Source organism: Streptomyces sp. NPDC012827 (assembly GCF_042900905.1).
GTDB classification, from domain to species: Bacteria; Actinomycetota; Actinomycetes; order Streptomycetales; family Streptomycetaceae; genus Streptomyces; species Streptomyces gulbargensis.
This window is the reverse complement of the sequence record NZ_JBIBBY010000004.1, coordinates 199,582-221,869: the sequence shown is the minus strand read 5'-3', so window position 1 is coordinate 221,869 and position 22,288 is coordinate 199,582. Positions and strand designations below refer to the sequence as shown.

Below are 22,288 nucleotides of genomic sequence, written 5' to 3'. Positions count from 1 at the left end.
TTTCGGGGTGGGAGGGGTCAGGTGGCGGCGATGACGCGCTCGGCGGACTGGGCGGCCGCCTTGAGGTTCTCGAACGCCAGCTTCACGGCGTCACCCGCCTTCGCGAGCCGCTCGGCCTCGGTCGCCGCGCTGGCCAGGCCACGGGCCTTGGGCAGCTTCCGCGGGTTGAAGTTCTCCTGCGAGACGGCGAGTTTGCCCACCGCCGTGGCGAGCTTGTCGACGTCGTCGGGCTTGACCTTCTCCACCGCGTCGGCCACCTTGCCGACGCCGGTGGCCGCCTTGGTCATCGCGCGCTCGGACGGGAGCTCGCGGAAATTGGTGACGAAGTCCGGCGCCAGCGCGTTGAACTTTTCGATCTTCGGGTTCAGCAGCCGGAGCTGTTTGCGCAGACCGTCGAAGTTGGCGTCCGCGGGGATGTCGGCGAGGCCGCCCGGGGGGACGCCGTTCCGCTCGTTCTGGATGTCCGTGAAGTCCCGTCGGCCGAAGCTGCCGTCCGGACGGGGACCGAACGTCTGGTTGTTGTTCCTGCCGGCATGCCATTTCTGAAGCTGGAAGACCAGGAACGCGCCGAGCGCGGTGAGGAGGATGGGGACGATGATGCTGCCGAGGGCGACGAGTGAAGCCCCGAGGGCGGCCACGAGCCCTTCCTCCTGGAACTTCTTGATCATCTCGGCCACGGAGCCGAGACCGAGCTCCTCCATGACCTTCTCCCAGGGAGCCTTGACGACTTCCTCGGCGACCTTCTCCTGTTGGGCCTTGAGCTCCTCGATCAGCTTGTTGACGGGCGCCAGCTGCTCCTTCATCCACGTCGTGGTGGGGAGCAGGCCCTCGTCGGACTTCGTCAGGTACTTCCGTAGATCGGTTATCTGGACCGAGAGGTCGTCGGTTTTCTCTGCCATGGTTCTGCTCCGCTTCCGGCCCGTACGGGCCAAGCGCCGAAAAGCCCCCGCCGGGATGACCTCGGCAGGGGCTCGTTCGTCTGGGGCAGCGCGGCGGCTACGCGTCCTCGTCCCGGCGGGCGCCGCTCCGCCCCGTCGTCGCGAGGGCGTCGTTCCAGCCGGCGGCGTACGCGAGGGTCTCGTAGCGGGAGACCTCGGCGTACAGCGTGCCGAGCAACGCTCTCTTGTCGAGGGCGACGGGTCCGTCGAGGAGCTGGCGGAGGCGGTCCTGGAGCGGGATGTGCGGTCGCGATGCCCCTGCCTGCTGAGTCATGGACGCCTGCCTTCCGTTGCTTGCCCGTGCGTGTGTGGCGGCGCCGCGGAGTGAGGAGCGGGGGCACCACGTTCGAACTACTGTGCGAACAGAGTGTGGAACACCTGTTCGGTGTTTGTCGAGCGGGAAAGGTCTGACGGCGTGTCTTCTGGCCGGTTCTCCGAAGGTGTTGGCGTCCGATCGGACCTTCTGTTCGACGGGGTACCCTGGACGGCGCGTTCCCTTGGCCTGACACAGTCAGGGGGCGAGGGGCGCGAGGGGCGCGTGGGGACCCCAGGGGGCTGGAAGGCAGCATCGACGCATGGACACGGAGCCGGGAGCGAACCGGCGGGAGCGAGTCATCGACTGGCTGGCGTCCCACCCCGACCTGCCCCACCTCTTCGCACGCCTCTCCGAGCTCGTGCACGTCCATGGGTACGATCCCGAGGACCTCGTCGTCCTGCCGCGGTCCGAGATCGACCGACGCGAGACCACCGCCTTCACCTCCGGCTGGGCCGAGGCCGTGTCCGACGAACTCCCCCGTATCCGCAGGGAGTACGAGAAGCGCGTCGCCGACGCCTACGCACAGGGCCAGGGTGACGCGCGTGGAATCCGCCGGCCGCCGCGCCGGAGTGCCGACGGCGGACAGGACGGCGCCCGGATCATCGCGCTGCCCTACGCCCGGCTCCTCGAACCGCCGGCCGCCGTCGTCGAGGCCGAGGAGCGCGTACGCAGGGAACGCGAGATGTTCGAACGGAGGGGCGAGCGGAACGAGTCGCCCGAGCCCTCCGAGCCGCCCCGGCCGCCCGATCGAACGGAACCGGCAGATTGGCCGGAAAAAGCCGGTCCGGCCGATCAAGAGGGTGGAGCGGACCGCGCCGAGCGCCCCGACCGGAGGGCCGACCGGCCCGAGCCCGAGCCCGAGCACGCCACCGGGCCCGAACACGACGCCGAACCGGACGTCCTGCTGACGGCTCAAGAGAGCCGGACCCGCAGGAACGTTCAGCCGGTTCGCAGGGTCGCCCGCCGCAAGGGTGGCCGCCCGATCGTCCCGCCGCTCGCCGGGGTGCCCGGACAGACGGGTTCCACCGGCGAGCGTCGTGCTTCCGAGCCGGGTGACCCGGAGGGGCGGGGCGGCAAGGGGCGGCGGTTGTCGGACCGGGCCAGGGCCCTGGAGGAGGACCTGGCCGCCCAGCGAGCACAGGAAGCGCCCCCGGAGCCCGCTCCCTGACGGGAACGGCCTCCGGGGGCCGTGGGGGAGGAAGCTCCTGGCCGGGCGGCGTCAGCCGAAGAACCGGGCGAGCTGATGAGGAGAGACCTCGGGGGCCTCGCCCGGCGGCGCGCCACCGTCCTGACCTTCGGTCTCCTCGTCCTCGGCGTCGATGCCCGGACGGGGCACCGGTTTCGGAGGATCGGGCTGGTCGCCGTCCTCCGCGCCGTTGACGCACTGGAACATCCAGTTGGCGACGGCCAGGTGGTCCACCGTCGCGGCGAGGAGGTGATCCGTGATCGACCACTCGGCCGACTCCCCGTGGAGCTCGCGGTGGAGCGCGCTCTCCCGCGGCAGGGCCTTGATCAGCACCAGGAGCCGGCGGCTGGAGAGCTCACCGCGGTGCCAGTCGAGGATGTCGGTGGCGTAATAGCGGAGGAGATCCGCCTCAAGGGCCTCGGCGTGTTCGTCGACGAACTCGACGAGGCTCAGTCTTCCCCCAGGCCGAGCCCGGTCTCCTTGCCGTAGGCCTCCAGGATGGCGGCGATGTCCTGCATCGTGACGTCGTGCTGTTCGAAACGGTTGAACTGCTCCTCACCCATCAGGAGTGCGAGCAGGCCGTCCACGTCGTTGTCGTCGAGCTTGCGCAGCGCCTTCGCGGTGCCGCGGCTCAGCTCGGTGGGAAGGGTGTAGGTCTCGCCGTCCAGCTCGAAGGACCACTTGCGGCCGTGGGCCTCCTGGCGCTGGGCGCGGGCTGCGTTGACGTCGAAACGGGCCATGGTGATGCGTACTCCTTGGTCGCGTGGTTCGCGTGGATGAATGAGGAGAGGGGGTGGGGCGGGACGGCGGGGTGCCGTCCCGCCCCGGTGGAGCCGGATCAGACGGCCGCGCCGTACTGGCTGTCCTTCATGAGGAAGGTGGCCAGCGGCTTGCCCGTGCCGGCGGACATGGCGGAGAAGGTGATGCCCAGGGTGGACGCCGCCTTCCGGGCCAGCTTGATGTCGTCCGAGGCGGTGACCTGGCCGCGCGGGATCACGAAGCGGTACGTGACCGCGGTGCCGCCGGCCTTGGTGTCGGTGAACTCCAGGCCGAGGGCGCGCACGTCCGCGAACGGACGCTCGGCGATCTCGTACTTGAAGACCTCCGTCGACGTGGCCGGCTCGGGCGCGACCTTGCCGCCGCCCATGAAGAACGGGAGCGTGTCCTCGTTGAACTGGAGCATGGCGAACTTCAGCGAGAGGTCACGGGCCGAGTAGATGTAGTGGACCGGGGAGACCGACTGCCAGGCGTCGATGGCCTCCAGCTTGTCCTTCTTGGAGAAGGTGACACCGTCACCGGTGGTGTAACCGAGGTCGGTCCAGTCCTTCCAGTCGGTCGCGGAGTCGGTGCCGAAGCTCGGGACGGCGGTGTCGGCCTTGGCGACGAAGAGCTTGCCGACGCCGGCGACGCGGATCTCGGCCGAGTTGTTTCCTGCCATGGTGGTTTTCTCCTTGGTGAGAGGGTGGGGGAGAGCACCGCACCGGGCGTCCTGCCCGGGTACGGCAAAGGCCCCGCCGAACGGCGAGGCCTGGTCTGTGGGGAGCGTCCGACGAGCTAGAAGACGCTCACGGAGAGGCGGATCACGCACAGGTAGCGGTTGGCGCCCCGGTAGACGTAGTCGGGCAGCCAGCGCGGCCCGTCCTGCTCCTCGACGTCGCTGATGAAGTTCACGCCGACCTTCTTGCCGATCGTGGCGAGCAGCGCGCGGCGGGCGCCGTTGGCGAGGACGTGGGCCGCGTTCTTGGTCGGCCCGTACACCTCGAACTCGATCAGCGGCATGTCGACGTGCTGGTCACCGATCCAGGCGCCGCCGCGGCGGTTCACCAGGACGGCGCTCTGCGTGCCGTCGAAGCCGGCCGGCGCCTGGACCGCGATGGTCGCGCCGGCCAGGGCCGGGTCGGCCTTGAGGACGTCGACGACCAGCTTCTCGACGTCCGGGAAAGCACTCGGGGGAGTGGTCATGACGGTTCTCCTCGGGAGGGGGAGGGCGGACGGGGTGGGGCGTGGTGCGCGGTGGTGCGAAGGGCCGCTCGCGCCCGTCCCCCGCGCCCGGTGGGCGGGGCGGGGAGGTGCGGTGCGGCGGCGCCGTCCGGGGCGCTCCGGCGGGAAGGGGGAGGGGCGCGGACGCGCTCCCGGACGGCGGGCGGCGGAGCCGCGGCCCGTCTCGCGGGCGCAGCTCCGCCGCTGCACCAACTGTGACAGAGAGCGTGCGCGCACGCAACTAGTTCGGTGAGGGTCCGTGAAATCGCACGTCAGCGGCCCGATAGGTTGCCGTCACCCGACCGAGGGAGACCCCATGACCGCCGATCCGCCCCCTTACGGCCCCGCGCCCGTTCCCGCCGCACGGCCCGCACCCGTCGGCTCCCACCGCCCCCGTCTCCTCTACGTCACCGACCTCGCCTACCCCGCCCGCGGCCGCCGCTACGGCGACGAGGACGTGGACCTCACCGCCCGCCTGCGCCGCGCCGGCTTCGACCTGGCCCTCTGCCACCCGCTCGACGCCGCCGCCCTCATGGACTCCTTCGACGCGGTCGTCGTCCGCAACAGCGGCCCCGTCCTCCACCACCAGCGGGAGTACGAGGCCTTCCGCGAGCGCGCCGCCGCCCTCGGCACCCGCGTCTACAACCCGCTCCACGGCCGCGGCGACATGGCGGGCAAGCAGTACCTCCTGGACCTCACCGCCTCCGGCCACCCCGTCATCCCCACCGTCGACCGCCCCGAGGACCTGCACCTGCTCCCCGCCGCCGGGCAGTACGTGGTCAAGCCGAAGGCCGGCGCCGACTCCCTGGGGCTGCGCTTCGTCCCGTACGAGGAGCTCCCCGCCCTCGCCGCCGCCGGGGACCTTCTCGTCCAGCCGCGCGTCGACTTCCGGCACGAGGTGTCCTTCTACTTCGTCGACGACCACTTCCAGTACGCGCTGTACGCCCCGGACCCCGAGCAGCGCTGGGTCCTGGAGCCGTACGAGCCCACCGCGGCCGACCTCGCCTTCGCCCGCCGCTTCATCGACTGGAACACCCTCCGCCACGGCGTCCAGCGGGTCGACGCCTGCCGGACCCGCGAGGGCGAGCTGCTCCTGGTCGAGCTGGAGGACCTCAACCCCTACCTCTCCCTCGACCGCGTCACCGAGCCGGTCCGCGCCCGCTTCGCCGAGACCCTGGCCCGCTCGCTCCACGCCTTCCTCCGGGCATGACGAAGCGCCCCGCACCTCCCGGAGGGGGAGGTGCGGGGCGCTTCGGCGGCGAGAGGGGTCAGGCGGTACGGCTCCGGCGGCGGGCCGCCCGCTCCGCCGCGAACACGTCCTCCAGGCGGAACAGCTGCGCCCGGCCGGCCTTGCCCGCGGCCCGCAGGTGGCCCAGCTGCACCCACTTGCGGATCGTCGCGGGGGCGACCCCCGCCTCCTCGGCGGCGAGCGGGCCCGGGATCAGTGCGGGGAGGGCGGGCAGGTGGGGCGAGCTCAGCATGAGGTCTCCTTCGTGTCGTCCATCGCCGCCGCGATCTCCTCGGGGCGGGCGCCCGAGGCCTCGGCGAGCTCCTGCCACCGGTCCTCCGGCCACAGGTGCCGGTACGCCGGGTCGTCCTGGCAGCCGCAGGCCGCGTCCGTGCACACGCACGCCGGGTTGACGCACAGCACCGCCCGCCGGTCCGGGAAGGCCCGCAGCGAGACCGAGTCGCACCAGGGGCAGCGGCCCCGGACCCGGACGATCGTCTCCGAGTCGCCGAGCGTACGGGCGCACCGGCGGGCCATCCGCCGGATCTCGTCCCGGACGTGCCGGGCGAGCACCGGGTGGGCGGCGATGTCGTCGAGCAGCCCCACGATCCGGCGCAGCCGCTCGATCACCCCGGCCCGGCGCGGGCGGGGCAGGGTGAGGCGCGCGCAGACCGCCTCCTCCAGCTCCACCACGCCGTCGGTGATGTCGCGGATGGCGTCCGAGACGTGCAGGCGGACGGGGGCGGCGCCGTGGCCGGGGACGACGAGCCCGTGCCGCTGTTCCAGGAGCAGCGCCTCGCGCCGCTCCTCGCGGATCAGCTCGTCGCGTCCGGGGTGCGGGGCGTGCCGCGGGGCGCCGCCGGGGCCCGGGCGGCCGGGCGCGAGCTCCTCGGCGAGCTCGGGGAACTGACGTACGAGCGAGGCGGTCCAGAGCGTGATGTCCCGCAGGACACCCTCGGCGGCGGACCCGTCCGGCGCGCCGGAGGCGGCACCGGAAGCCGCGCCGGGACGGGTGCCGGCGGCCGGGGAGGCGGCGGGGTCGGGGCGGTCAGCCACGGCGGCCTCCCCCCGGGAGGGCGAGCGCGACCGCCTTCGCCACGCGGTGCGCGTCCGCCGGGCGCCCGTTGCGCCAGAGGCGGCCGGCGCAGACGCCGTCGAAGTAGCTCTCGGCCGGGGCGACCGCGGCCTCGCACTCACGGCGGACCGGGCAGCCGGCGCAGGCGTGCAGGGCGGGGGCCGCCTCCTTGGCGCGGCGGGCGAAGACGACGGACGGGGAGAGGCCGGCGCACGCGGCGGAGGCCTGCCAGGGGGTTGGGTCGGGCTGGAACAAGACGGTTCTCCACGGTCCGAGGCCCACCGGAGCGTCCAGCGGGCCGGGTCGGCCTTCGGTCTCGGGGGCCGACGAGTGCGGCGGCGAGCCAGCGTGACATGTTGCGTGCGAGCTCGCAACTAGGTTTGTGGAGCGGTCTTCATCGAATTGCCACGATTGCGCGCACGAAAGCACTAATTCCGTGCGCGCAAGCACGCTAAAGTGAGGGGCCCGGAGGGTGGGGAGTGAGGGAGCGGTAGAACATGAGCACTCAAGGGCTCGACGAATTCGCAGGCTGGGTCGAAGGCCTGATGAGACAGCGCGGCTACGACATCGACAGCCCGCGCGGCGGCGGCAAGTCCCGGATCGCGGACGAGGCGGGGGTGCACCGCGCCGCCGTGACCCGGCTGCTGCAGCGCCAGAGCATGCCCGACCTGGAGACCATGCGGCGCATCGCGCCGCTGCTCGGCGTCTCCGTGCGCGACATGCTGATCCGGTCCGGACGCGTGACGCCCGAGGAGCTGCCGCTCGCCGCGGATCTCCTGCCGCCGAACGACTGGCAGCCGACCATGGAGGACTTCGCCCGCTGGCTGGGGGTGCCCGACGAGCGCCTCGGCGTCTTCGTCAAGGTCGTCAACCAGTTCCTGGAACCCGACGCCGAGGACGCGGAGGAGACCGCCGCCACGGAGGCGCGGCGCACCGCACGCGACTGACACCGGCCCGGACCGGCGCCCTCGGGGTCGGTCCGCCCGGACCACCCCCGGGGCCGTCCTCCGCCTCCCGCGTCCCACCCGCCGGACCGGCGTCGCGCGCCGCCGGCGGTCGATCCCGCGCATACGCGACCAGGTCCGTTGGAGCGGCCCGGCGTGGCGCCGGGCCGCTCGGACCAGTGGGTCGGCCGGTGCGCCGGAAAGGGCGCCGGGGGACTCCTCCGTACGTGTGAGGGCGGGCGTGGCGGTACGGCCGGGGGAGCGGCCGTCGGCGGGGTGGGCCCGCGGGCGGCCGGGCCTGGTGCATTTGTTTTGACCGGAGTCCGTGCGATAGGTACGCTCATGCCTTGTGCCTGGGGTGTGCCTGGGCTCGTGTGCGTGTCCTCAGCCGCACGGCGAGTCCGATACAGGGCCACCGCGATCCGCGCCTTTTCCGCCCCTGGCGGAGGTTCGCGTGATACGACACACCCGACCGCGTGGGTCGGTGACTGTTCCAGGTTAGTTTTACTTACGGCACACAGAAACCGGAGAAGTAGTGCCTACGATCCAGCAGCTGGTCCGGAAGGGCCGGCAGGACAAGGTCGAGAAGAACAAGACGCCCGCACTCGAGGGTTCCCCTCAGCGCCGCGGCGTCTGCACGCGTGTGTTCACGACCACCCCGAAGAAGCCGAACTCGGCGCTGCGGAAGGTCGCGCGTGTGCGTCTGACCTCCGGCATCGAGGTCACGGCCTACATCCCGGGTGAGGGACACAACCTGCAGGAGCACTCGATCGTGCTCGTGCGTGGTGGCCGTGTGAAGGACCTGCCGGGTGTTCGCTACAAGATCATCCGCGGCTCCCTTGACACCCAGGGCGTCAAGAACCGCAAGCAGGCCCGCAGCCGCTACGGCGCCAAGAAGGAGAAGTAAGAATGCCTCGTAAGGGCCCCGCCCCGAAGCGCCCGGTCATCATCGACCCGGTCTACAGCTCTCCTCTTGTCACCTCCCTGATCAACAAGATCCTGCTGGACGGCAAGCGCTCCACCGCCGAGCGCATCGTCTACGGCGCCATGGAGGGCCTCCGCGAGAAGACCGGCCAGGACCCGGTCATCACGCTGAAGCGCGCTCTTGAGAACGTCAAGCCGGCTCTCGAGGTCAAGTCCCGCCGTGTCGGTGGTGCCACCTACCAGGTGCCGATCGAGGTCAAGCCCGGTCGCGCCTCCACGCTCGCGCTGCGCTGGCTCGTCGGGTACTCCCGCGCCCGCCGCGAGAAGACCATGACCGAGCGCCTCATGAACGAGCTGCTGGACGCCTCGAACGGCCTCGGCGCTTCGGTCAAGAAGCGTGAGGACACGCACAAGATGGCCGAGTCCAACAAGGCCTTCGCGCACTACCGCTGGTAGTCGCAACCCACATCGAGACCGAGAGAAGACTGAAGCCTTATGGCTACCACTTCGCTTGACCTGGCCAAGGTGCGCAACATCGGCATCATGGCCCACATCGACGCGGGCAAGACGACCACCACCGAGCGGATCCTGTTCTACACCGGCGTTTCGTACAAGATCGGTGAGGTCCACGACGGCGCTGCCACGATGGACTGGATGGAGCAGGAGCAGGAGCGTGGCATCACGATCACGTCCGCTGCCACCACCTGCCACTGGCCGCTCGAGAACGTCGACCACACGATCAACATCATCGACACGCCGGGCCACGTCGACTTCACCGTCGAGGTGGAGCGTTCGCTGCGCGTGCTCGACGGTGCGGTCACCGTGTTCGACGGTGTGGCCGGTGTCGAGCCCCAGTCCGAGACCGTGTGGCGTCAGGCGGACCGTTACGGCGTTCCGCGCATCTGCTTCGTCAACAAGCTCGACCGGACCGGTGCCGAGTTCTTCCGCTGCGTCGACATGATCGTGGACCGCCTCGGCGCGACCCCGATCGTCATGCAGCTCCCCATCGGCGCCGAGGCCGACTTCCAGGGCGTCGTCGACCTCGTCCGCATGAAGGCTCTTGTCTGGTCCGCCGAGGCCACCAAGGGCGAGATGTACGACGTCGTCGACATCCCGGCCTCGCACACCGAGCTGGCCGAGGAGTGGCGCGGCAAGCTCGTCGAGGCCGTCGCCGAGAACGACGAAGAGGTCATGGAGCTCTTCCTCGAGGGCCAGGAGCCCACCGAGGAGCAGCTCTACGCCGCGATCCGCCGTATCACCATCGCCTCCGGCAAGGGCGGCGAGACCACGGTCACCCCCGTGTTCTGTGGCACCGCGTTCAAGAACAAGGGCGTCCAGCCCCTGCTCGACGCGGTCGTGCGCTACCTCCCCTCCCCTCTGGACGTCGAGGCCATCGAGGGCCACGACGTGAAGGACCCGGAGGAGGTCGTCCGCCGCAAGCCGTCCGACGAGGAGCCGCTGGCCGCTCTCGCGTTCAAGATCGCGAGCGACCCGCACCTCGGCAAGCTCACCTTCATCCGGGTCTACTCGGGTCGCCTGGACGCCGGCACCGCGGTGCTGAACTCCGTCAAGGGCAAGAAGGAGCGCATCGGCAAGATCTACCGCATGCACGCGAACAAGCGTGAGGAGATCGACTCGGTGGGCGCCGGCGACATCGTCGCCGTCATGGGCCTGAAGCAGACCACCACCGGTGAGACGCTGTGCGACGAGAAGGCCCCGGTCATCCTGGAGTCCATGGACTTCCCGGCCCCGGTCATCCAGGTCGCGATCGAGCCCAAGTCCAAGGGTGACCAGGAGAAGCTGGGTGTCGCCATCCAGCGTCTCGCGGAGGAGGACCCCTCCTTCCAGGTGCACTCGGACGAGGAGACCGGCCAGACCATCATCGGTGGTATGGGCGAGCTCCACCTCGACGTCCTCGTCGACCGCATGCGCCGCGAGTTCAAGGTCGAGGCGAACGTCGGCAAGCCGCAGGTCGCCTACCGCGAGACGATCCGCAAGGCCGTCGAGCGCGTGGACTTCACGCACAAGAAGCAGACCGGTGGTACGGGTCAGTTCGCCAAGGTCCAGATCGGCATCGAGCCGATCACCGAGGGCGACGCCTCGTACGAGTTCGTCAACAAGGTCACCGGTGGCCGCATCCCCAAGGAGTACATCCCCTCGGTGGACGCGGGTGCGCAGGAGGCCATGCAGTTCGGCATCCTCGCCGGTTACGAGATGACCGGTGTGCGTGTGATCCTGCACGACGGTGCCTACCACGAGGTCGACTCCTCTGAGCTCGCCTTCAAGATCGCCGGCTCGCAGGCCTTCAAGGAGGCCGCGCGCAAGGCTTCTCCCGTCATCCTTGAGCCGATGATGGCCGTCGAGGTCGTCACGCCCGAGGACTACATGGGTGAAGTCATCGGTGACATCAACTCCCGCCGTGGCCAGATCCAGGCCATGGAGGAGCGCAGCGGCGCTCGCGTCGTCAAGGGCCTCGTGCCGCTTTCGGAGATGTTCGGCTACGTCGGAGACCTCCGCAGCAAGACCTCGGGTCGCGCAAGCTACTCGATGCAGTTCGACTCCTACGCCGAGGTTCCGCGGAACGTCGCCGAGGAGATCATCGCGAAGGCCAAGGGCGAGTAACTCTCCCGAGTTCACGCTTTAGGCTTGACCCAGTCGCCGGGGCTCGACCCCCGTAACCCGAGGAATCGGGCCCCGGTCACTGGTATTCCAGCAAAGATCACCTGGCGCCGATGAAGCAAGGCGTTCAGAACCACTCCAGGAGGACCCCCGTGGCGAAGGCGAAGTTCGAGCGGACTAAGCCGCACGTCAACATCGGCACCATCGGTCACATCGACCACGGTAAGACGACCCTCACGGCCGCCATTACCAAGGTGCTGCACGACGCGTACCCGGACCTGAACGAGGCCTCGGCCTTCGACCAGATCGACAAGGCTCCCGAGGAGCGCCAGCGCGGTATCACCATCTCCATCGCGCACGTCGAGTACCAGACCGAGTCGCGTCACTACGCCCACGTCGACTGCCCCGGTCACGCGGACTACATCAAGAACATGATCACGGGTGCGGCGCAGATGGACGGCGCCATCCTCGTGGTCGCCGCCACCGACGGCCCGATGCCGCAGACCAAGGAGCACGTGCTCCTGGCCCGCCAGGTCGGCGTTCCCTACATCGTCGTCGCCCTGAACAAGGCCGACATGGTGGACGACGAGGAGATCCTGGAGCTCGTCGAGCTCGAGGTCCGTGAGCTCCTCACCGAGTACGAGTTCCCGGGCGACGACCTGCCGGTCGTCCGCGTCTCGGCGCTCAAGGCGCTCGAGGGCGACAAGGAGTGGGGCGAGAAGCTCCTCGGCCTCATGAAGGCCGTGGACGAGGCCATCCCGCAGCCCGAGCGTGACGTCGACAAGCCGTTCCTGATGCCGATCGAGGACGTCTTCACGATCACCGGTCGTGGCACCGTCGTCACCGGTCGTATCGAGCGTGGTGTCCTCAAGGTCAACGAGACCGTCGACATCATCGGCATCAAGACCGAGAAGACCACCACCACGGTCACCGGCATCGAGATGTTCCGCAAGCTGCTCGACGAGGGCCAGGCCGGTGAGAACGTCGGTCTGCTCCTCCGTGGCATCAAGCGCGAGGACGTCGAGCGCGGCCAGGTCATCATCAAGCCCGGTTCGGTCACGCCGCACACCGAGTTCGAGGCCCAGGCCTACATCCTGTCGAAGGACGAGGGTGGCCGTCACACCCCGTTCTTCAACAACTACCGCCCGCAGTTCTACTTCCGTACCACGGACGTGACCGGCGTCGTGACCCTCCCCGAGGGCACCGAGATGGTCATGCCGGGCGACAACACCTCCATGACCGTCGAGCTGATCCAGCCCGTCGCCATGGAGGAGGGCCTCAAGTTCGCCATCCGTGAGGGTGGCCGGACCGTCGGCGCCGGCCAGGTCACCAAGATCAACAAGTAATTGTCGATCTGACCTGGTAGCTCCCCGGAGCTGCTGAGCAGTGGAGAAGGCCCCGCACCGAAAGGTGCGGGGCCTTCTCGCATGTCCCGGTACGCGGCGGACCTCACGGCCCCCAGGGGGTCCAGGACCAGGGGCGGCCGTCCGCGCCCAGGCCCACCACCGTCAGCCCCCGCGCCCCGGCGTGCGCCGTCGCCGCCAGGGCCGCCGCCCGCTCCGTACGCACCCGGAACCGGTCCCCGGCCCGTACGGCCGTCCGGCCCTGGAGGTCCGTGCCCAGCAGCACCGTGCCGAGCGCCGGGGAGCGCACCGCCGCCACCGGCCCGTACCCGTCCAGGCCCACGTCACCGCCCGGCCCGAGCAGCGTCCCCGACGCCGGCGGCCGGTGGTACAGCTCGCCGGCCGCACTCGCCACCGTCGCCCCGGACAGCGGCAGCCGGCCCGCCGCCTCCCGGCCGTCCACCCAGTGACGTACCGACTCCCGCCCCGCCGCGTACACATGCGTCCGGCCCGCCGCGTCCACCGACACCGCGAAACCGTCCTGCACCTCCGCCCCGCCCGGCAGCACCCGCCACGGCCCCCAGGTGCCGCCGGGCTCCCGCACCCGCGTCGAGACGCCCTTGTCCGCGTTCCGTACGAAGAGGTGGACCCTTCCGTCCGGGGCCGCCACCGCCACCGGGGCGCCGATCCGCCGGCCCCGGTCGTCACCCCGCTCCGGATTGCCGAGCCCCCGCCACGCGAGGAACGGACCGCCCGGCGACCGCTGCTCCAGGAGCACCACCTCACGCCGGTTCGGCCGGCCCCGGCCCTCCAGGGCGGCGAACCGCACCGCGAACAGCAGCAGCCGGCCGTCGCCGAGCACCGCCGCGCCCGGGGCCGGAGCCAGTGGCCCGCCGCCCAGGTCCTCCGGGCCGCTCCACACGCCGGGCGCCGACTCCCGCCACCGGACCGCGCGCAGCCCCAGGACCCCGTACGCCTCCAGCCGCCCGCCCGGTCCCTCGGTGACCACCGGCCCGCGCAGCGGCCAGCGGTGGTGGGTGGAGCGCACCCAGCCCTTCCGGTTGGTCAGCGGACGGTCGCCGCCCACCCCGTAGTCGCCGCAGCCCGACGGGTTCCCGCACTGCCAGGACGGGTCCCCGCCGTACGGGACGAGCCGCGCGGCCTTCTCCGTGAGCACCGCGGGCGGCAGGTTCTTCGGCCAGTGCCGGTTGTAGTAGCCGCGGAACGCCATCACCGCGAACGCCGGGACCGGCTCCCCGTCCCGTACCGCCTCCGCCACCCACCGGCACAGCGCCGCCCAGGTGAAGCAGGCCACCGCCGTGTGGTCCCCGTGGTCCGAGTAGCCCGGCTGTTCGCTGTCGCGCCGCCGGGTCGCCTCGTCGCTGTGCTGCGTGTCCGGATCCGGGTCCAGGGTGTGCACCACCGTCGGCCGGTGGCGCCGCAGCAGGTCCACGAGCACACCGGTCAGCTGCTCGTGGTCGTACGTGTCCACGCGGGTGACCGGCGAGCCCGCCGACAGGTGCGTCCGCAGTTCCAGCGCCCGGTCCTCCCAGAGCGCGGGCACCGCCATGTACCGGCGGGCGGTGTGCATCGGCAGGTTCAGGAAGACCAGCTCCACCCGGCGCCCGCCGTGCGTCAGGACGTCCACCTCGGCCCGCCGCCCGCCGGTGAGCGGCAGCGCCCGGCGCCGCCAGGGCGTGAACCGGGGCAGGCCGAGCGCTTCCGCGTACGCCTGCCGCAGCCCCTGGTGCCGGGCCGAGGAGTACGCGGCCCGGTCCGGCGGGGTCTCCGGCATGCCCGCGATCCGGTTCCGGCCGGTGTGCTCGCCCGCCGTCACGTACACCGAGACCAGCGGCACGCCCGCGTCGAGCAGCCGCTGCGAGTCCGGGTTCATGAAGTACAGGTCGTCGTCGGGATGTGCGGCGAACTGCATGAGCAGTGCCCGTCCCGGCCCGTTCCGGCCGACCGGCTTTCCCGGGGCCGGATCGGCCGTCGGCACGGTCCTGCGCGGCTGGGGGACGGAGCACCCGGCGAGCGTCGCCGCGGTCCCCGCGCCGGCCGCCAGGGCGGCGGCCAGAACCGTCCGCCGGCGGGCTGATATGTGCACTCCACGACCCTTCGCTCGTCCGTTCCCCTGCAAGACGGCTGCGCGGGGAAGGGGGTTGTGCGCCCGGCGCCGTTGCGCGCAGGATCACAGGCCGGGAAGAAGATCGGAAAAAATATCCGGGAACCCGCGAGCGGATGTCGAGACGCCCGGACCGGCTCCGACCGAAGGGTGACAGCGCGCCACAGGGGCGGGCGGAGCGGGGAGGATCCCACCATGAAGTACGTCGCGATGATCTACGGCAACCAGGCCAAGTGGGACGCGTTCCCCGCCGAGGCCTGGCCCGAGGCGATCGCCCGGCAGGAGGCCTTCAACCGGAAGTACCGGGAGAGCGGCGAACTGATCGGCGCCTACGGGCTCGCCGACGCGGCGGCCGCGCGGCTCGTCCGCCGCGAGGGCGGGGCCCCGGTCGTCACCGACGGCCCCTACCTGGAGACCAAGGAGTACCTGGCCAGCTTCTACCTGCTGGACTGCGACAGCCTGGAGCGGGCGCAGCAGATCGCCGCCGACATGCCCTTCGCGGACGTCGACCCGGTCGAGCTGTGGCCCGTCCTGCACGAGTCGCCGGCGGACGTGTGACCGGGGGCCCGGTCCGCGTCGAGGACCTGCTGCGCGAGCTGGCGCCGCAGGTCCTCGGCCGGCTCGTCCGCCGGTACGGCACCTTCGACACCTGCGAGGACGCCGTCCAGGAGGCCCTGGTCGCCGCCGCCCTGCAGTGGCCCGCCGACGGGGTGCCGGACAACCCGCGCGGCTGGCTCGTGACCGTGGCCTCCCGCAAGCTCGTCGACCAGGTACGGAGCGAGGCGGCCCGGCGCCGCCGCGAGGACGCCCTGGCGCTGGCCACCCCCGCCGCCGAACTCCTCGCGCCCGCGGCCGACGACGATCCGGTCGCGGACCGGGACGACTCCCTGGCCCTGCTGTTCCTCTGCTGCCACCGGGACCTGACGCCGCCCAGCCGGATCGCGCTCACCCTGCGCGCGGTCGGCGGCCTCACGACGGCGCAGATCGCGGCCGCGTTCCTGGTGCCCGAGTCGACCATGGCGCAGCGGATCAGCCGCGCCAAGCAGGCGATCAGGGCCGCGGGGAGCCCGTTCGCGCTGCCGGAGGGCGAGGACCGCACGCAGCGGCTCGCCGAGGTCCGGCACGTGCTGTACCTCATCTTCAACGAGGGCTACACGAGCAGCGGAGGCGAGGAGCTGACCGCGCCCGGGCTGTCCACGGAGGCGATCCGGCTCACCCGGCTGCTGCACCGGCTGGTGCCCGAGGACACCGAGACGGCGGGTCTGCTGGCCCTCATGCTCCTCACCGACGCGCGCCGGCCGGCCCGGACGGGCCCGCACGGCGAACTGGTGCCGCTCGCGGAACAGGACCGCGGGGCGTGGGACGCGGGACTCGTCGCCGAGGGGGTGGAGCTGATCAGCCGGACGCTGCCCCGGGGCCGGGTCGGCCCGTACCAGCTCCAGGCGGCGATCGCGGCCGTCCACGACGAGGCGCCCACCGCCGGGGAGACGGACTGGCCCCAGATCCTCGCCCTGTACGACCTCCTGGAGCGGACCGGGCAGGGCCCCGTGGTCACGCTCAACCGGGCGGTCGCGGTCGCCATGGTGCACGGCCCCGAAGGGGGCCTCGCCGTCCTGGACACCCTCGCCGCGGACAAGCGCCTGGCCCACCACCACCGCCTGCTCGCCACCCGGGCCCACCTGCTGGAGCTCCTCGGGGACCGGGCGGCCGCCGCCACCGCCTACCGCGAGGCCGCCCGGCACACCCTCAGCGCCCCGGAACGCCGCCACCTCACGGCGAGGGCGCGGCGACTGGCGTGAGGCGGAAGCGGGGCGGGACCGGCGCCCGTGCCCCGCTCGCGCCACCCTGCGTGTAGCCGTACGTGACGTGGGGTACAGTCTTGGGCCCCGATTGGCGGCGGGACGGCCGTGTGTGGCAGACTGTCGGGGTTGCTCGGTTGAGTGCCGATGCTGCGCGCCTCCCGCCGGGAGGACCGGAAGCGAGTCCCACAGTACTCGTCGTCCCTTCTCAGGGACGGACGTACGGGAATCTTCCGGGAAGCGTCAGCGGGGCGCCGACCAGGCACCCGGTGGGTGTTCCGCCCCCGGCTTCGCGGGTTTTTGGGCCCGTACCCCCTTGGTTGGGAGATCCCTAGGGATTTCTTCGTAGAGGGAGTGCGACACGCCCGACCGCGTGGGTCGGAGGAGGGGTCTTGAGATCCCCCGGGTTCCAGAGCGTTACGAGACAAAGGACTACTGAGTAGCCATGGCGGGACAGAAGATCCGCATCCGGCTCAAGGCCTACGACCACGAGGTCATCGACTCCTCGGCGAAGAAGATCGTCGAGACGGTGACGCGCACTGGTGCGTCGGTCGCGGGCCCGGTGCCGCTGCCCACTGAGAAGAACGTGTACTGCGTCATCAAGTCGCCGCACAAGTACAAGGACTCGCGCGAGCACTTCGAGATGCGCACGCACAAGCGCCTCATCGACATCCTCGACCCCACGCCGAAGACCGTCGACTCGCTCATGCGTCTCGACCTGCCGGCTGGCGTCGACATCGAGATCAAGCTCTGAGGTGACGCGCGAGATGGCTAAGAACATCAAGGGCATCCTGGGCGAGAAGCTCGGCATGACGCAGGTCTGGGACGAGAACAACCGGGTCGTCCCGGTGACCGTCGTCAAGGCCGGCCCGAATGTCGTGACCCAGGTGCGTACGAACGACACCGACGGCTACGAGTCGGTCCAGATCGCCTTCGGCGAGATCGACCCGCGCAAGGTGAACAAGCCCCTCAAGGGCCACTTCGCCAAGGCGGACGTCACCCCGCGCCGTCACCTCGTCGAGATCCGTACCGCTGACGCCAGCGAGTACACCCTCGGCCAGGAGATCACCGCCGAGGTCTTCGAGGCGGGCATCAAGGTCGACGTGACCGGCAAGAGCAAGGGCAAGGGCTTCGCCGGTGCCATGAAGCGGCACAACTTCCGCGGTGGCAAGGCCTCCCACGGTGCCCACCGCGTGCACCGCAAGCCCGGTTCGATCGGTGGCTGCGCCACCCCGGGCCGCGTCTTCAAGGGCATGCGCATGGCCGGCCGCATGGGCAACGAGCGCGTGACCACCCAGAACCTGACCGTTCACGCCGTTGACGCGGAGAAGGGCCTGCTGCTCATCAAGGGCGCGGTTCCTGGTCCGAACGGCGGCCTCGTCCTGGTCCGCACCGCGGCCAAGGGGGCCTGAGGATATGAGCACCATTGACATTCTGTCGCCCTCCGGCGACAAGACCGGGACCGTCGAGCTCCCGGCCGAGATCTTCGAGGCCAAGGTCAGCATCCCGCTGATCCACCAGGTCGTCGTCGCGCAGCTGGCCGCCGCCCGTCAGGGCACGCACAAGGTCAAGACGCGTGGCGAGGTCCGCGGTGGTGGCAAGAAGCCGTACCGCCAGAAGGGCACCGGCCGCGCCCGTCAGGGTTCGACCCGCGCCCCGCAGTTCGCCGGTGGTGGCGTCGTGCACGGTCCCGTGCCGCGTGACTACTCGCAGCGGACCCCCAAGAAGATGAAGGCCGCCGCCCTCCGCGGTGCCCTCTCCGACCGGGCGAACCACTCCCGCATCCACGTCGTCTCCGGCGTGGTCGAGGGTGGCGTCTCCACCAAGGCCGCCAAGACGCTGTTCGGCAAGATCTCGGAGCGCAAGAACCTGCTCCTGGTCGCCGAGCGCTCCGACGAGGCCGCGTGGCTGTCCGCCCGCAACCTGCCCCAGGTCCACATCCTGGAGCCGGGCCAGCTGAACACGTACGACGTGATGCGATCCGACGACGTGGTCTTCACCCAGGCCGCCCTCGAGTCCTTCGTGTCTGGCGCCCCGAAGTCGCAGGCTGCTGACACCGAAGGGAGCGAGGCCTGATGTCCGAGGCCACGATCACCAGCAAGACCTTCACGGACCCGCGTGACGTCCTCGTCAAGCCGGTTGTCTCCGAGAAGAGCTACGCGCTGCTCGACGAGAACAAGTACACGTTCATCGTCGCGCCCGGCGCCAACAAGACCCAGATCAAGCAGGCCGTCGAGGCGGTCTTCTCGGTCAAGGTCACCTCGGTCAACACGATCAACCGTCAGGGCAAGCGCAAGCGCACCCGCACCGGTTTCGGCAAGCGCGCCAACACCAAGCGCGCCATCGTGACCCTTGCCGAGGGCAACCGTATCGACATCTTCGGCGGCCCGACCGCCTGACGGCGGTCGAGTCGTCCGGAATCGGACGAGGACTGAGAAATGGGAATCCGCAAGTACAAGCCGACTACGCCGGGCCGCCGTGGCTCCTCCGTAGCCGACTTCGTCGAGATCACGCGGTCCACGCCGGAGAAGTCGCTGGTCCGCCCCCTGCACAGCAAGGGCGGCCGTAACAACACCGGTCGTGTGACCGTCCGTCACCAGGGCGGTGGCCACAAGCGCGCCTACCGCGTGATCGACTTCCGTCGTCACGACAAGGACGGCGTGCCGGCCAAGGTCGCTCACATCGAGTACGACCCGAACCGCACCGCGCGCATCGCTCTGCTGCACTACGCGGACGGCGAGAAGCGCTACATCATCGCCCCGCGTGGCCTCGCGCAGGGTGACCGGGTGGAGAACGGCCCTGGCGCCGACATCAAGCCCGGCAACAACCTGGCCCTCCGCAACATCCCGGTCGGTACCACGATCCACGCGATCGAGCTCCGTCCCGGCGGTGGCGCCAAGTTCGCCCGCTCCGCGGGTGCCTCCGTGCAGCTGCTGGCGAAGGAGGGCACCATGGCCCACCTCCGCATGCCCTCCGGTGAGATCCGTCTCGTCGACGCCCGCTGCCGCGCCACCATCGGCGAGGTCGGCAACGCCGAGCAGTCGAACATCAACTGGGGCAAGGCCGGCCGCAAGCGCTGGCTGGGCGTTCGCCCGACCGTTCGCGGTGTGGCGATGAACCCGGTCGACCACCCGCACGGTGGTGGTGAGGGCAAGACCTCCGGTGGTCGCCACCCGGTCTCCCCGTGGGGTCAGAAGGAGGGTCGTACTCGTTCGCCGAAGAAGGCTTCGAACAAGTACATCGTCCGCCGCCGCAAGACGAACAAGAAGCGCTAGGAGCGGGTTTAGATGCCGCGCAGTCTCAAGAAGGGACCCTTCGTCGACGACCACCTCATCAAGAAGGTGGACGCTCAGAACGAAGCCGGAACCAAGAACGTCATCAAGACCTGGTCCCGTCGCTCCATGATCGTGCCGGCCATGCTGGGCCACACGCTCGCGGTGCACAACGGCAAGACCCACATCCCGGTGTTCGTCACCGAGTCGATGGTCGGCCACAAGCTCGGCGAGTTCTCGCCGACGCGCACCTTCCGGGGCCACGTCAAGGAAGACCGGAAGTCGAAGCGCCGCTAGTAGCGGATCGCATTCAGACACGTAAGTAACTGAAGGGACAACCATGGAAGCCAGGGCCCAGGCGCGGTACATCCGCGTCACGCCCATGAAGGCCCGCCGCGTGGTGGACCTCATCCGTGGCATGGACGCCACGGAGGCCCAGGCGGTCCTGCGATTCGCTCCGCAGGCCGCCTCCGTGCCGGTCGGCAAGGTGCTCGACAGCGCCATTGCCAACGCCGCGCACAACTACGACCACACGGACGCCTCTTCGCTGTTCATCAGCGAGGCGTACGTCGACGAGGGCCCGACCCTGAAGCGGTTCCGGCCGCGTGCCCAGGGCCGTGCCTACCGGATCCGCAAGCGGACCAGCCACATCACCGTGGTCGTCAGCAGCAAGGAAGGAACCCGGTAATGGGCCAGAAGGTTAACCCGCATGGGTTCCGGCTCGGCATCACCACGGACTTCAAGTCCCGCTGGTACGCCGACAAGCTGTACAAGGACTACGTCAAGGAAGACGTCGCCATCCGTCGGATGATGACGTCCGGCATGGAGCGCGCCGGCATCTCCAAGGTGGAGATCGAGCGCACCCGTGACCGCGTCCGCGTGGACATCCACACCGCCCGTCCGGGCATCGTGATCGGCCGCCGTGGCGCCGAGGCCGACCGCATCCGCGGTGACCTCGAGAAGCTCACGGGCAAGCAGGTCCAGCTGAACATCCTCGAGGTCAAGAACCCCGAGGTCGACGCTCAGCTCGTGGCCCAGGCCGTGGCCGAGCAGCTGTCCTCCCGCGTCTCCTTCCGTCGGGCCATGCGCAAGAGCATGCAGTCCGCCATGAAGGCCGGCGCCAAGGGCATCAAGATCCAGTGCGGTGGCCGTCTCGGCGGCGCCGAGATGTCCCGCTCGGAGTTCTACCGCGAGGGCCGTGTGCCGCTGCACACGCTCCGCGCGAACGTCGAGTACGGCTTCTTCGAGGCCAAGACGACCTTCGGCCGCATCGGCGTGAAGGTCTGGATCTACAAGGGCGACGTCAAGAACATCGCCGAGGTCCGCGCCGAGAACGCCGCTGCCCGCGCCGGCAACCGCCCGGCCCGTGGTGGCGCTGACCGCCCGGCCGGCCGTGGTGGCCGCGGTGGCGAGCGTGGCGGTCGCGGTCGCAAGCCGCAGCAGGCTGCTGCTGCCGAGGCCCCCAAGGCCGAGGCCGCCGCCGCCGCTCCGGCTGAGAGCACCGGAACGGAGGCCTGACCGAAATGCTGATCCCCCGTAGGGTCAAGCACCGCAAGCAGCACCACCCGAAGCGCAGCGGTATGTCCAAGGGTGGTACGCAGGTTGCGTTCGGCGAGTACGGCATTCAGGCCCTCACTCCGGCGTACGTGACCAACCGCCAGATCGAGGCGGCTCGTATCGCGATGACCCGCCACATCAAGCGTGGCGGCAAGGTCTGGATCAACATCTACCCGGACCGCCCGCTCACGAAGAAGCCTGCCGAGACCCGCATGGGTTCCGGTAAGGGTTCGCCGGAGTGGTGGATCGCGAACGTCAAGCCCGGTCGGGTGATGTTCGAGCTGTCGTACCCGAACGAGAAGATCGCGCGCGAGGCCCTGACCCGTGCGGCCCACAAGCTGCCGATGAAGTGCAAGATCGTTAAGCGCGAGGCAGGTGAGCTGTGATGTCGGCCGGTACCAAGGCGTCCGAGCTGCGCGAGCTGGGCAACGAGGAGCTTGTTGCCAAGCTTCGCGAGGCCAAGGAAGAGCTGTTCAACCTCCGCTTCCAGGCGGCGACCGGGCAGCTCGAGAACCACGGTCGGCTCAAGTCCGTCCGTAAGGACATCGCCCGGATCTACACCCTGATGCGCGAGCGCGAGCTGGGCATCGAGACGGTGGAGAACGCCTGATGAGCGAGAACAACGTGACTGAGACTGACAACAACAGCGGCTCCGCCGCGGGCTCGCGCAACGCCCGCAAGGTCCGTGAGGGCCTCGTCGTCAGCGACAAGATGGACAAGACCGTCGTCGTCGCTGTCGAGGACCGCGTCAAGCACGCGCTGTACGGCAAGGTCATCCGCCGTACGAACAAGCTCAAGGCTCACGACGAGCAGAACCAGGCCGGCATCGGCGACCGCGTCCTCCTCATGGAGACCCGGAAGCTGTCTGCCACGAAGCACTGGCGCGTCGTCGAGATCCTCGAGAAGGCCAAGTAATCCCTCCTAGGGGGATTCCCTAGGAATCGTTCCGCCAGGCTCGGCAGGGGCACGACCTCCCCGGAGG

General features: G+C 70.2%; 30 protein-coding genes. 20 read left to right on the top strand and 10 right to left on the bottom strand.

Translation table 11 applies throughout. The features are described from left to right. Positions 1-17 precede the first annotated feature (17 nt). Positions 18-899 carry a hypothetical protein gene (locus ACFY60_RS10445; protein ID WP_388610739.1) on the bottom strand — a complete coding sequence of 294 codons (882 nt, stop codon included), beginning with the start codon at positions 897-899 and terminating at the stop codon, positions 18-20. A gap of 97 nt (positions 900-996) precedes the next feature. Next, a complete protein-coding gene (locus ACFY60_RS10440) occupies positions 997-1,212 on the bottom strand; it encodes a hypothetical protein (protein ID WP_388610741.1) in 216 nt (71 codons plus the stop codon). 301 nt (positions 1,213-1,513) lie between these two features. Between ACFY60_RS10440 and ACFY60_RS10435 the strand changes: the two genes are divergently transcribed. Then, a complete protein-coding gene (locus tag ACFY60_RS10435) occupies positions 1,514-2,422 on the top strand; it encodes a hypothetical protein (RefSeq protein WP_388610742.1) in 909 nt (302 codons plus the stop codon). Positions 2,423-2,473: 51 nt separating this feature from the next. On the opposite strand, the gene ACFY60_RS10430 is transcribed toward ACFY60_RS10435, so the two are convergent. From ACFY60_RS10430 to ACFY60_RS10415, 4 genes are all read right to left on the bottom strand, one after another. Further along, complete coding sequence (locus ACFY60_RS10430; RefSeq protein ID WP_388610744.1) at positions 2,474-2,773, bottom strand: hypothetical protein; 300 nt, start codon at positions 2,771-2,773, stop codon at positions 2,474-2,476. Between the two features lie 116 nt (positions 2,774-2,889). Beyond that, entirely contained in the window at positions 2,890-3,180 is a 291-nt protein-coding gene (locus ACFY60_RS10425) for a hypothetical protein (protein WP_388610746.1), read from the bottom strand. A gap of 98 nt (positions 3,181-3,278) precedes the next feature. Continuing rightward, positions 3,279-3,878, bottom strand: coding sequence for a phage tail protein (locus ACFY60_RS10420; protein ID WP_352059604.1), 600 nt, complete (start codon positions 3,876-3,878; stop codon positions 3,279-3,281). 116 nt (positions 3,879-3,994) lie between these two features. After that, the gene (locus ACFY60_RS10415; protein ID WP_388610748.1) at positions 3,995-4,402 is read right to left on the bottom strand and encodes a hypothetical protein; all 408 of its coding nucleotides are present in this window, start codon (positions 4,400-4,402) and stop codon (positions 3,995-3,997) included. A gap of 334 nt (positions 4,403-4,736) precedes the next feature. Here ACFY60_RS10415 and ACFY60_RS10410 point away from each other — a divergent pair, with 334 nt between their 5' ends. Further along, a complete protein-coding gene (locus ACFY60_RS10410) occupies positions 4,737-5,630 on the top strand; it encodes a hypothetical protein (RefSeq protein ID WP_388610750.1) in 894 nt (297 codons plus the stop codon). 58 nt (positions 5,631-5,688) lie between these two features. On the opposite strand, the gene ACFY60_RS10405 is transcribed toward ACFY60_RS10410, so the two are convergent. Genes ACFY60_RS10405 through ACFY60_RS10395 form a run of 3 tightly spaced genes read right to left on the bottom strand, consistent with a single transcriptional unit; the run spans position 5,689 to position 6,978 of the window. Continuing rightward, positions 5,689-5,901, bottom strand: coding sequence for a hypothetical protein (locus ACFY60_RS10405; RefSeq protein WP_309055025.1), 213 nt, complete (start codon positions 5,899-5,901; stop codon positions 5,689-5,691). Further along, positions 5,895-6,704 carry a hypothetical protein gene (locus ACFY60_RS10400; protein WP_388610752.1) on the bottom strand — a complete coding sequence of 270 codons (810 nt, stop codon included), beginning with the start codon at positions 6,702-6,704 and terminating at the stop codon, positions 5,895-5,897. Before ACFY60_RS10400 ends, ACFY60_RS10405 begins: the two co-directional genes overlap by 7 nt. Next, on the bottom strand, positions 6,697-6,978 hold the full coding sequence (locus ACFY60_RS10395) for a WhiB family transcriptional regulator (RefSeq protein ID WP_388610753.1): 282 nt from the start codon (positions 6,976-6,978) through the stop codon (positions 6,697-6,699). The genes ACFY60_RS10400 and ACFY60_RS10395 overlap by 8 nt, the downstream gene beginning before the upstream one ends. A gap of 242 nt (positions 6,979-7,220) precedes the next feature. Here ACFY60_RS10395 and ACFY60_RS10390 point away from each other — a divergent pair, with 242 nt between their 5' ends. The 5 genes from ACFY60_RS10390 to tuf all read left to right on the top strand — a co-directional run bounded on the left by ACFY60_RS10390 (position 7,221) and on the right by tuf (position 12,556). Continuing rightward, positions 7,221-7,670, top strand: coding sequence for a helix-turn-helix domain-containing protein (locus tag ACFY60_RS10390; protein ID WP_388610755.1), 450 nt, complete (start codon positions 7,221-7,223; stop codon positions 7,668-7,670). 532 nt (positions 7,671-8,202) lie between these two features. Continuing rightward, on the top strand, positions 8,203-8,574 hold the full coding sequence (rpsL, locus tag ACFY60_RS10385) for a 30S ribosomal protein S12 (protein WP_003948652.1): 372 nt from the start codon (positions 8,203-8,205) through the stop codon (positions 8,572-8,574). A gap of 2 nt (positions 8,575-8,576) precedes the next feature. Then, positions 8,577-9,047, top strand: a complete 471-nt coding sequence (gene rpsG, locus ACFY60_RS10380) for a 30S ribosomal protein S7 (RefSeq protein WP_309056232.1) — start codon at positions 8,577-8,579, stop codon at positions 9,045-9,047. 39 nt (positions 9,048-9,086) lie between these two features. After that, a complete protein-coding gene (gene fusA / locus ACFY60_RS10375; protein WP_309056231.1) occupies positions 9,087-11,213 on the top strand; it encodes an elongation factor G in 2,127 nt (708 codons plus the stop codon). Positions 11,214-11,362: 149 nt separating this feature from the next. Next, on the top strand, positions 11,363-12,556 hold the full coding sequence (tuf, locus tag ACFY60_RS10370; protein ID WP_345278549.1) for an elongation factor Tu: 1,194 nt from the start codon (positions 11,363-11,365) through the stop codon (positions 12,554-12,556). Positions 12,557-12,659: 103 nt separating this feature from the next. On the opposite strand, the gene ACFY60_RS10365 is transcribed toward tuf, so the two are convergent. After that, positions 12,660-14,660, bottom strand: coding sequence for a PIG-L family deacetylase (locus ACFY60_RS10365; protein ID WP_388610757.1), 2,001 nt, complete (start codon positions 14,658-14,660; stop codon positions 12,660-12,662). Positions 14,661-14,873: 213 nt separating this feature from the next. Here ACFY60_RS10365 and ACFY60_RS10360 point away from each other — a divergent pair, with 213 nt between their 5' ends. From ACFY60_RS10360 to rpsQ, 13 genes are all read left to right on the top strand, one after another. After that, positions 14,874-15,236 carry a YciI family protein gene (locus tag ACFY60_RS10360; protein ID WP_388610759.1) on the top strand — a complete coding sequence of 121 codons (363 nt, stop codon included), beginning with the start codon at positions 14,874-14,876 and terminating at the stop codon, positions 15,234-15,236. Further along, the gene (locus ACFY60_RS10355; RefSeq protein WP_388610761.1) at positions 15,233-16,477 is read left to right on the top strand and encodes an RNA polymerase sigma factor; all 1,245 of its coding nucleotides are present in this window, start codon (positions 15,233-15,235) and stop codon (positions 16,475-16,477) included. Before ACFY60_RS10360 ends, ACFY60_RS10355 begins: the two co-directional genes overlap by 4 nt. A gap of 445 nt (positions 16,478-16,922) precedes the next feature. After that, the gene (gene rpsJ, locus ACFY60_RS10350) at positions 16,923-17,231 is read left to right on the top strand and encodes a 30S ribosomal protein S10 (protein ID WP_003948644.1); all 309 of its coding nucleotides are present in this window, start codon (positions 16,923-16,925) and stop codon (positions 17,229-17,231) included. Between the two features lie 13 nt (positions 17,232-17,244). Beyond that, positions 17,245-17,889, top strand: coding sequence for a 50S ribosomal protein L3 (gene rplC / locus ACFY60_RS10345; RefSeq protein ID WP_309056773.1), 645 nt, complete (start codon positions 17,245-17,247; stop codon positions 17,887-17,889). Positions 17,890-17,893: 4 nt separating this feature from the next. Next, entirely contained in the window at positions 17,894-18,553 is a 660-nt protein-coding gene (rplD, locus tag ACFY60_RS10340; protein ID WP_309056774.1) for a 50S ribosomal protein L4, read from the top strand. Beyond that, the gene (gene rplW / locus ACFY60_RS10335; protein ID WP_309056775.1) at positions 18,553-18,876 is read left to right on the top strand and encodes a 50S ribosomal protein L23; all 324 of its coding nucleotides are present in this window, start codon (positions 18,553-18,555) and stop codon (positions 18,874-18,876) included. Before rplD ends, rplW begins: the two co-directional genes overlap by 1 nt. Positions 18,877-18,915: 39 nt before the next feature. Continuing rightward, positions 18,916-19,752 carry a 50S ribosomal protein L2 gene (gene rplB, locus ACFY60_RS10330; RefSeq protein WP_137993935.1) on the top strand — a complete coding sequence of 279 codons (837 nt, stop codon included), beginning with the start codon at positions 18,916-18,918 and terminating at the stop codon, positions 19,750-19,752. A gap of 12 nt (positions 19,753-19,764) precedes the next feature. Continuing rightward, positions 19,765-20,046, top strand: coding sequence for a 30S ribosomal protein S19 (gene rpsS, locus ACFY60_RS10325; RefSeq protein ID WP_023547380.1), 282 nt, complete (start codon positions 19,765-19,767; stop codon positions 20,044-20,046). A gap of 43 nt (positions 20,047-20,089) precedes the next feature. After that, the gene (rplV, locus tag ACFY60_RS10320) at positions 20,090-20,437 is read left to right on the top strand and encodes a 50S ribosomal protein L22 (RefSeq protein ID WP_009327087.1); all 348 of its coding nucleotides are present in this window, start codon (positions 20,090-20,092) and stop codon (positions 20,435-20,437) included. Next, a complete protein-coding gene (gene rpsC, locus ACFY60_RS10315; protein WP_019888753.1) occupies positions 20,437-21,267 on the top strand; it encodes a 30S ribosomal protein S3 in 831 nt (276 codons plus the stop codon). Before rplV ends, rpsC begins: the two co-directional genes overlap by 1 nt. 5 nt (positions 21,268-21,272) lie before the next feature. Continuing rightward, the gene (rplP, locus tag ACFY60_RS10310; protein WP_015035580.1) at positions 21,273-21,692 is read left to right on the top strand and encodes a 50S ribosomal protein L16; all 420 of its coding nucleotides are present in this window, start codon (positions 21,273-21,275) and stop codon (positions 21,690-21,692) included. Next, positions 21,692-21,916: a 50S ribosomal protein L29 gene (gene rpmC, locus ACFY60_RS10305; RefSeq protein ID WP_128985131.1), complete on the top strand. Its 225-nt coding sequence runs from the start codon at positions 21,692-21,694 to the stop codon at positions 21,914-21,916. Before rplP ends, rpmC begins: the two co-directional genes overlap by 1 nt. Beyond that, positions 21,916-22,221 carry a 30S ribosomal protein S17 gene (gene rpsQ / locus ACFY60_RS10300; protein WP_388610765.1) on the top strand — a complete coding sequence of 102 codons (306 nt, stop codon included), beginning with the start codon at positions 21,916-21,918 and terminating at the stop codon, positions 22,219-22,221. The genes rpmC and rpsQ overlap by 1 nt, the downstream gene beginning before the upstream one ends. The last annotated feature ends 67 nt before the right edge of the window (positions 22,222-22,288 follow it).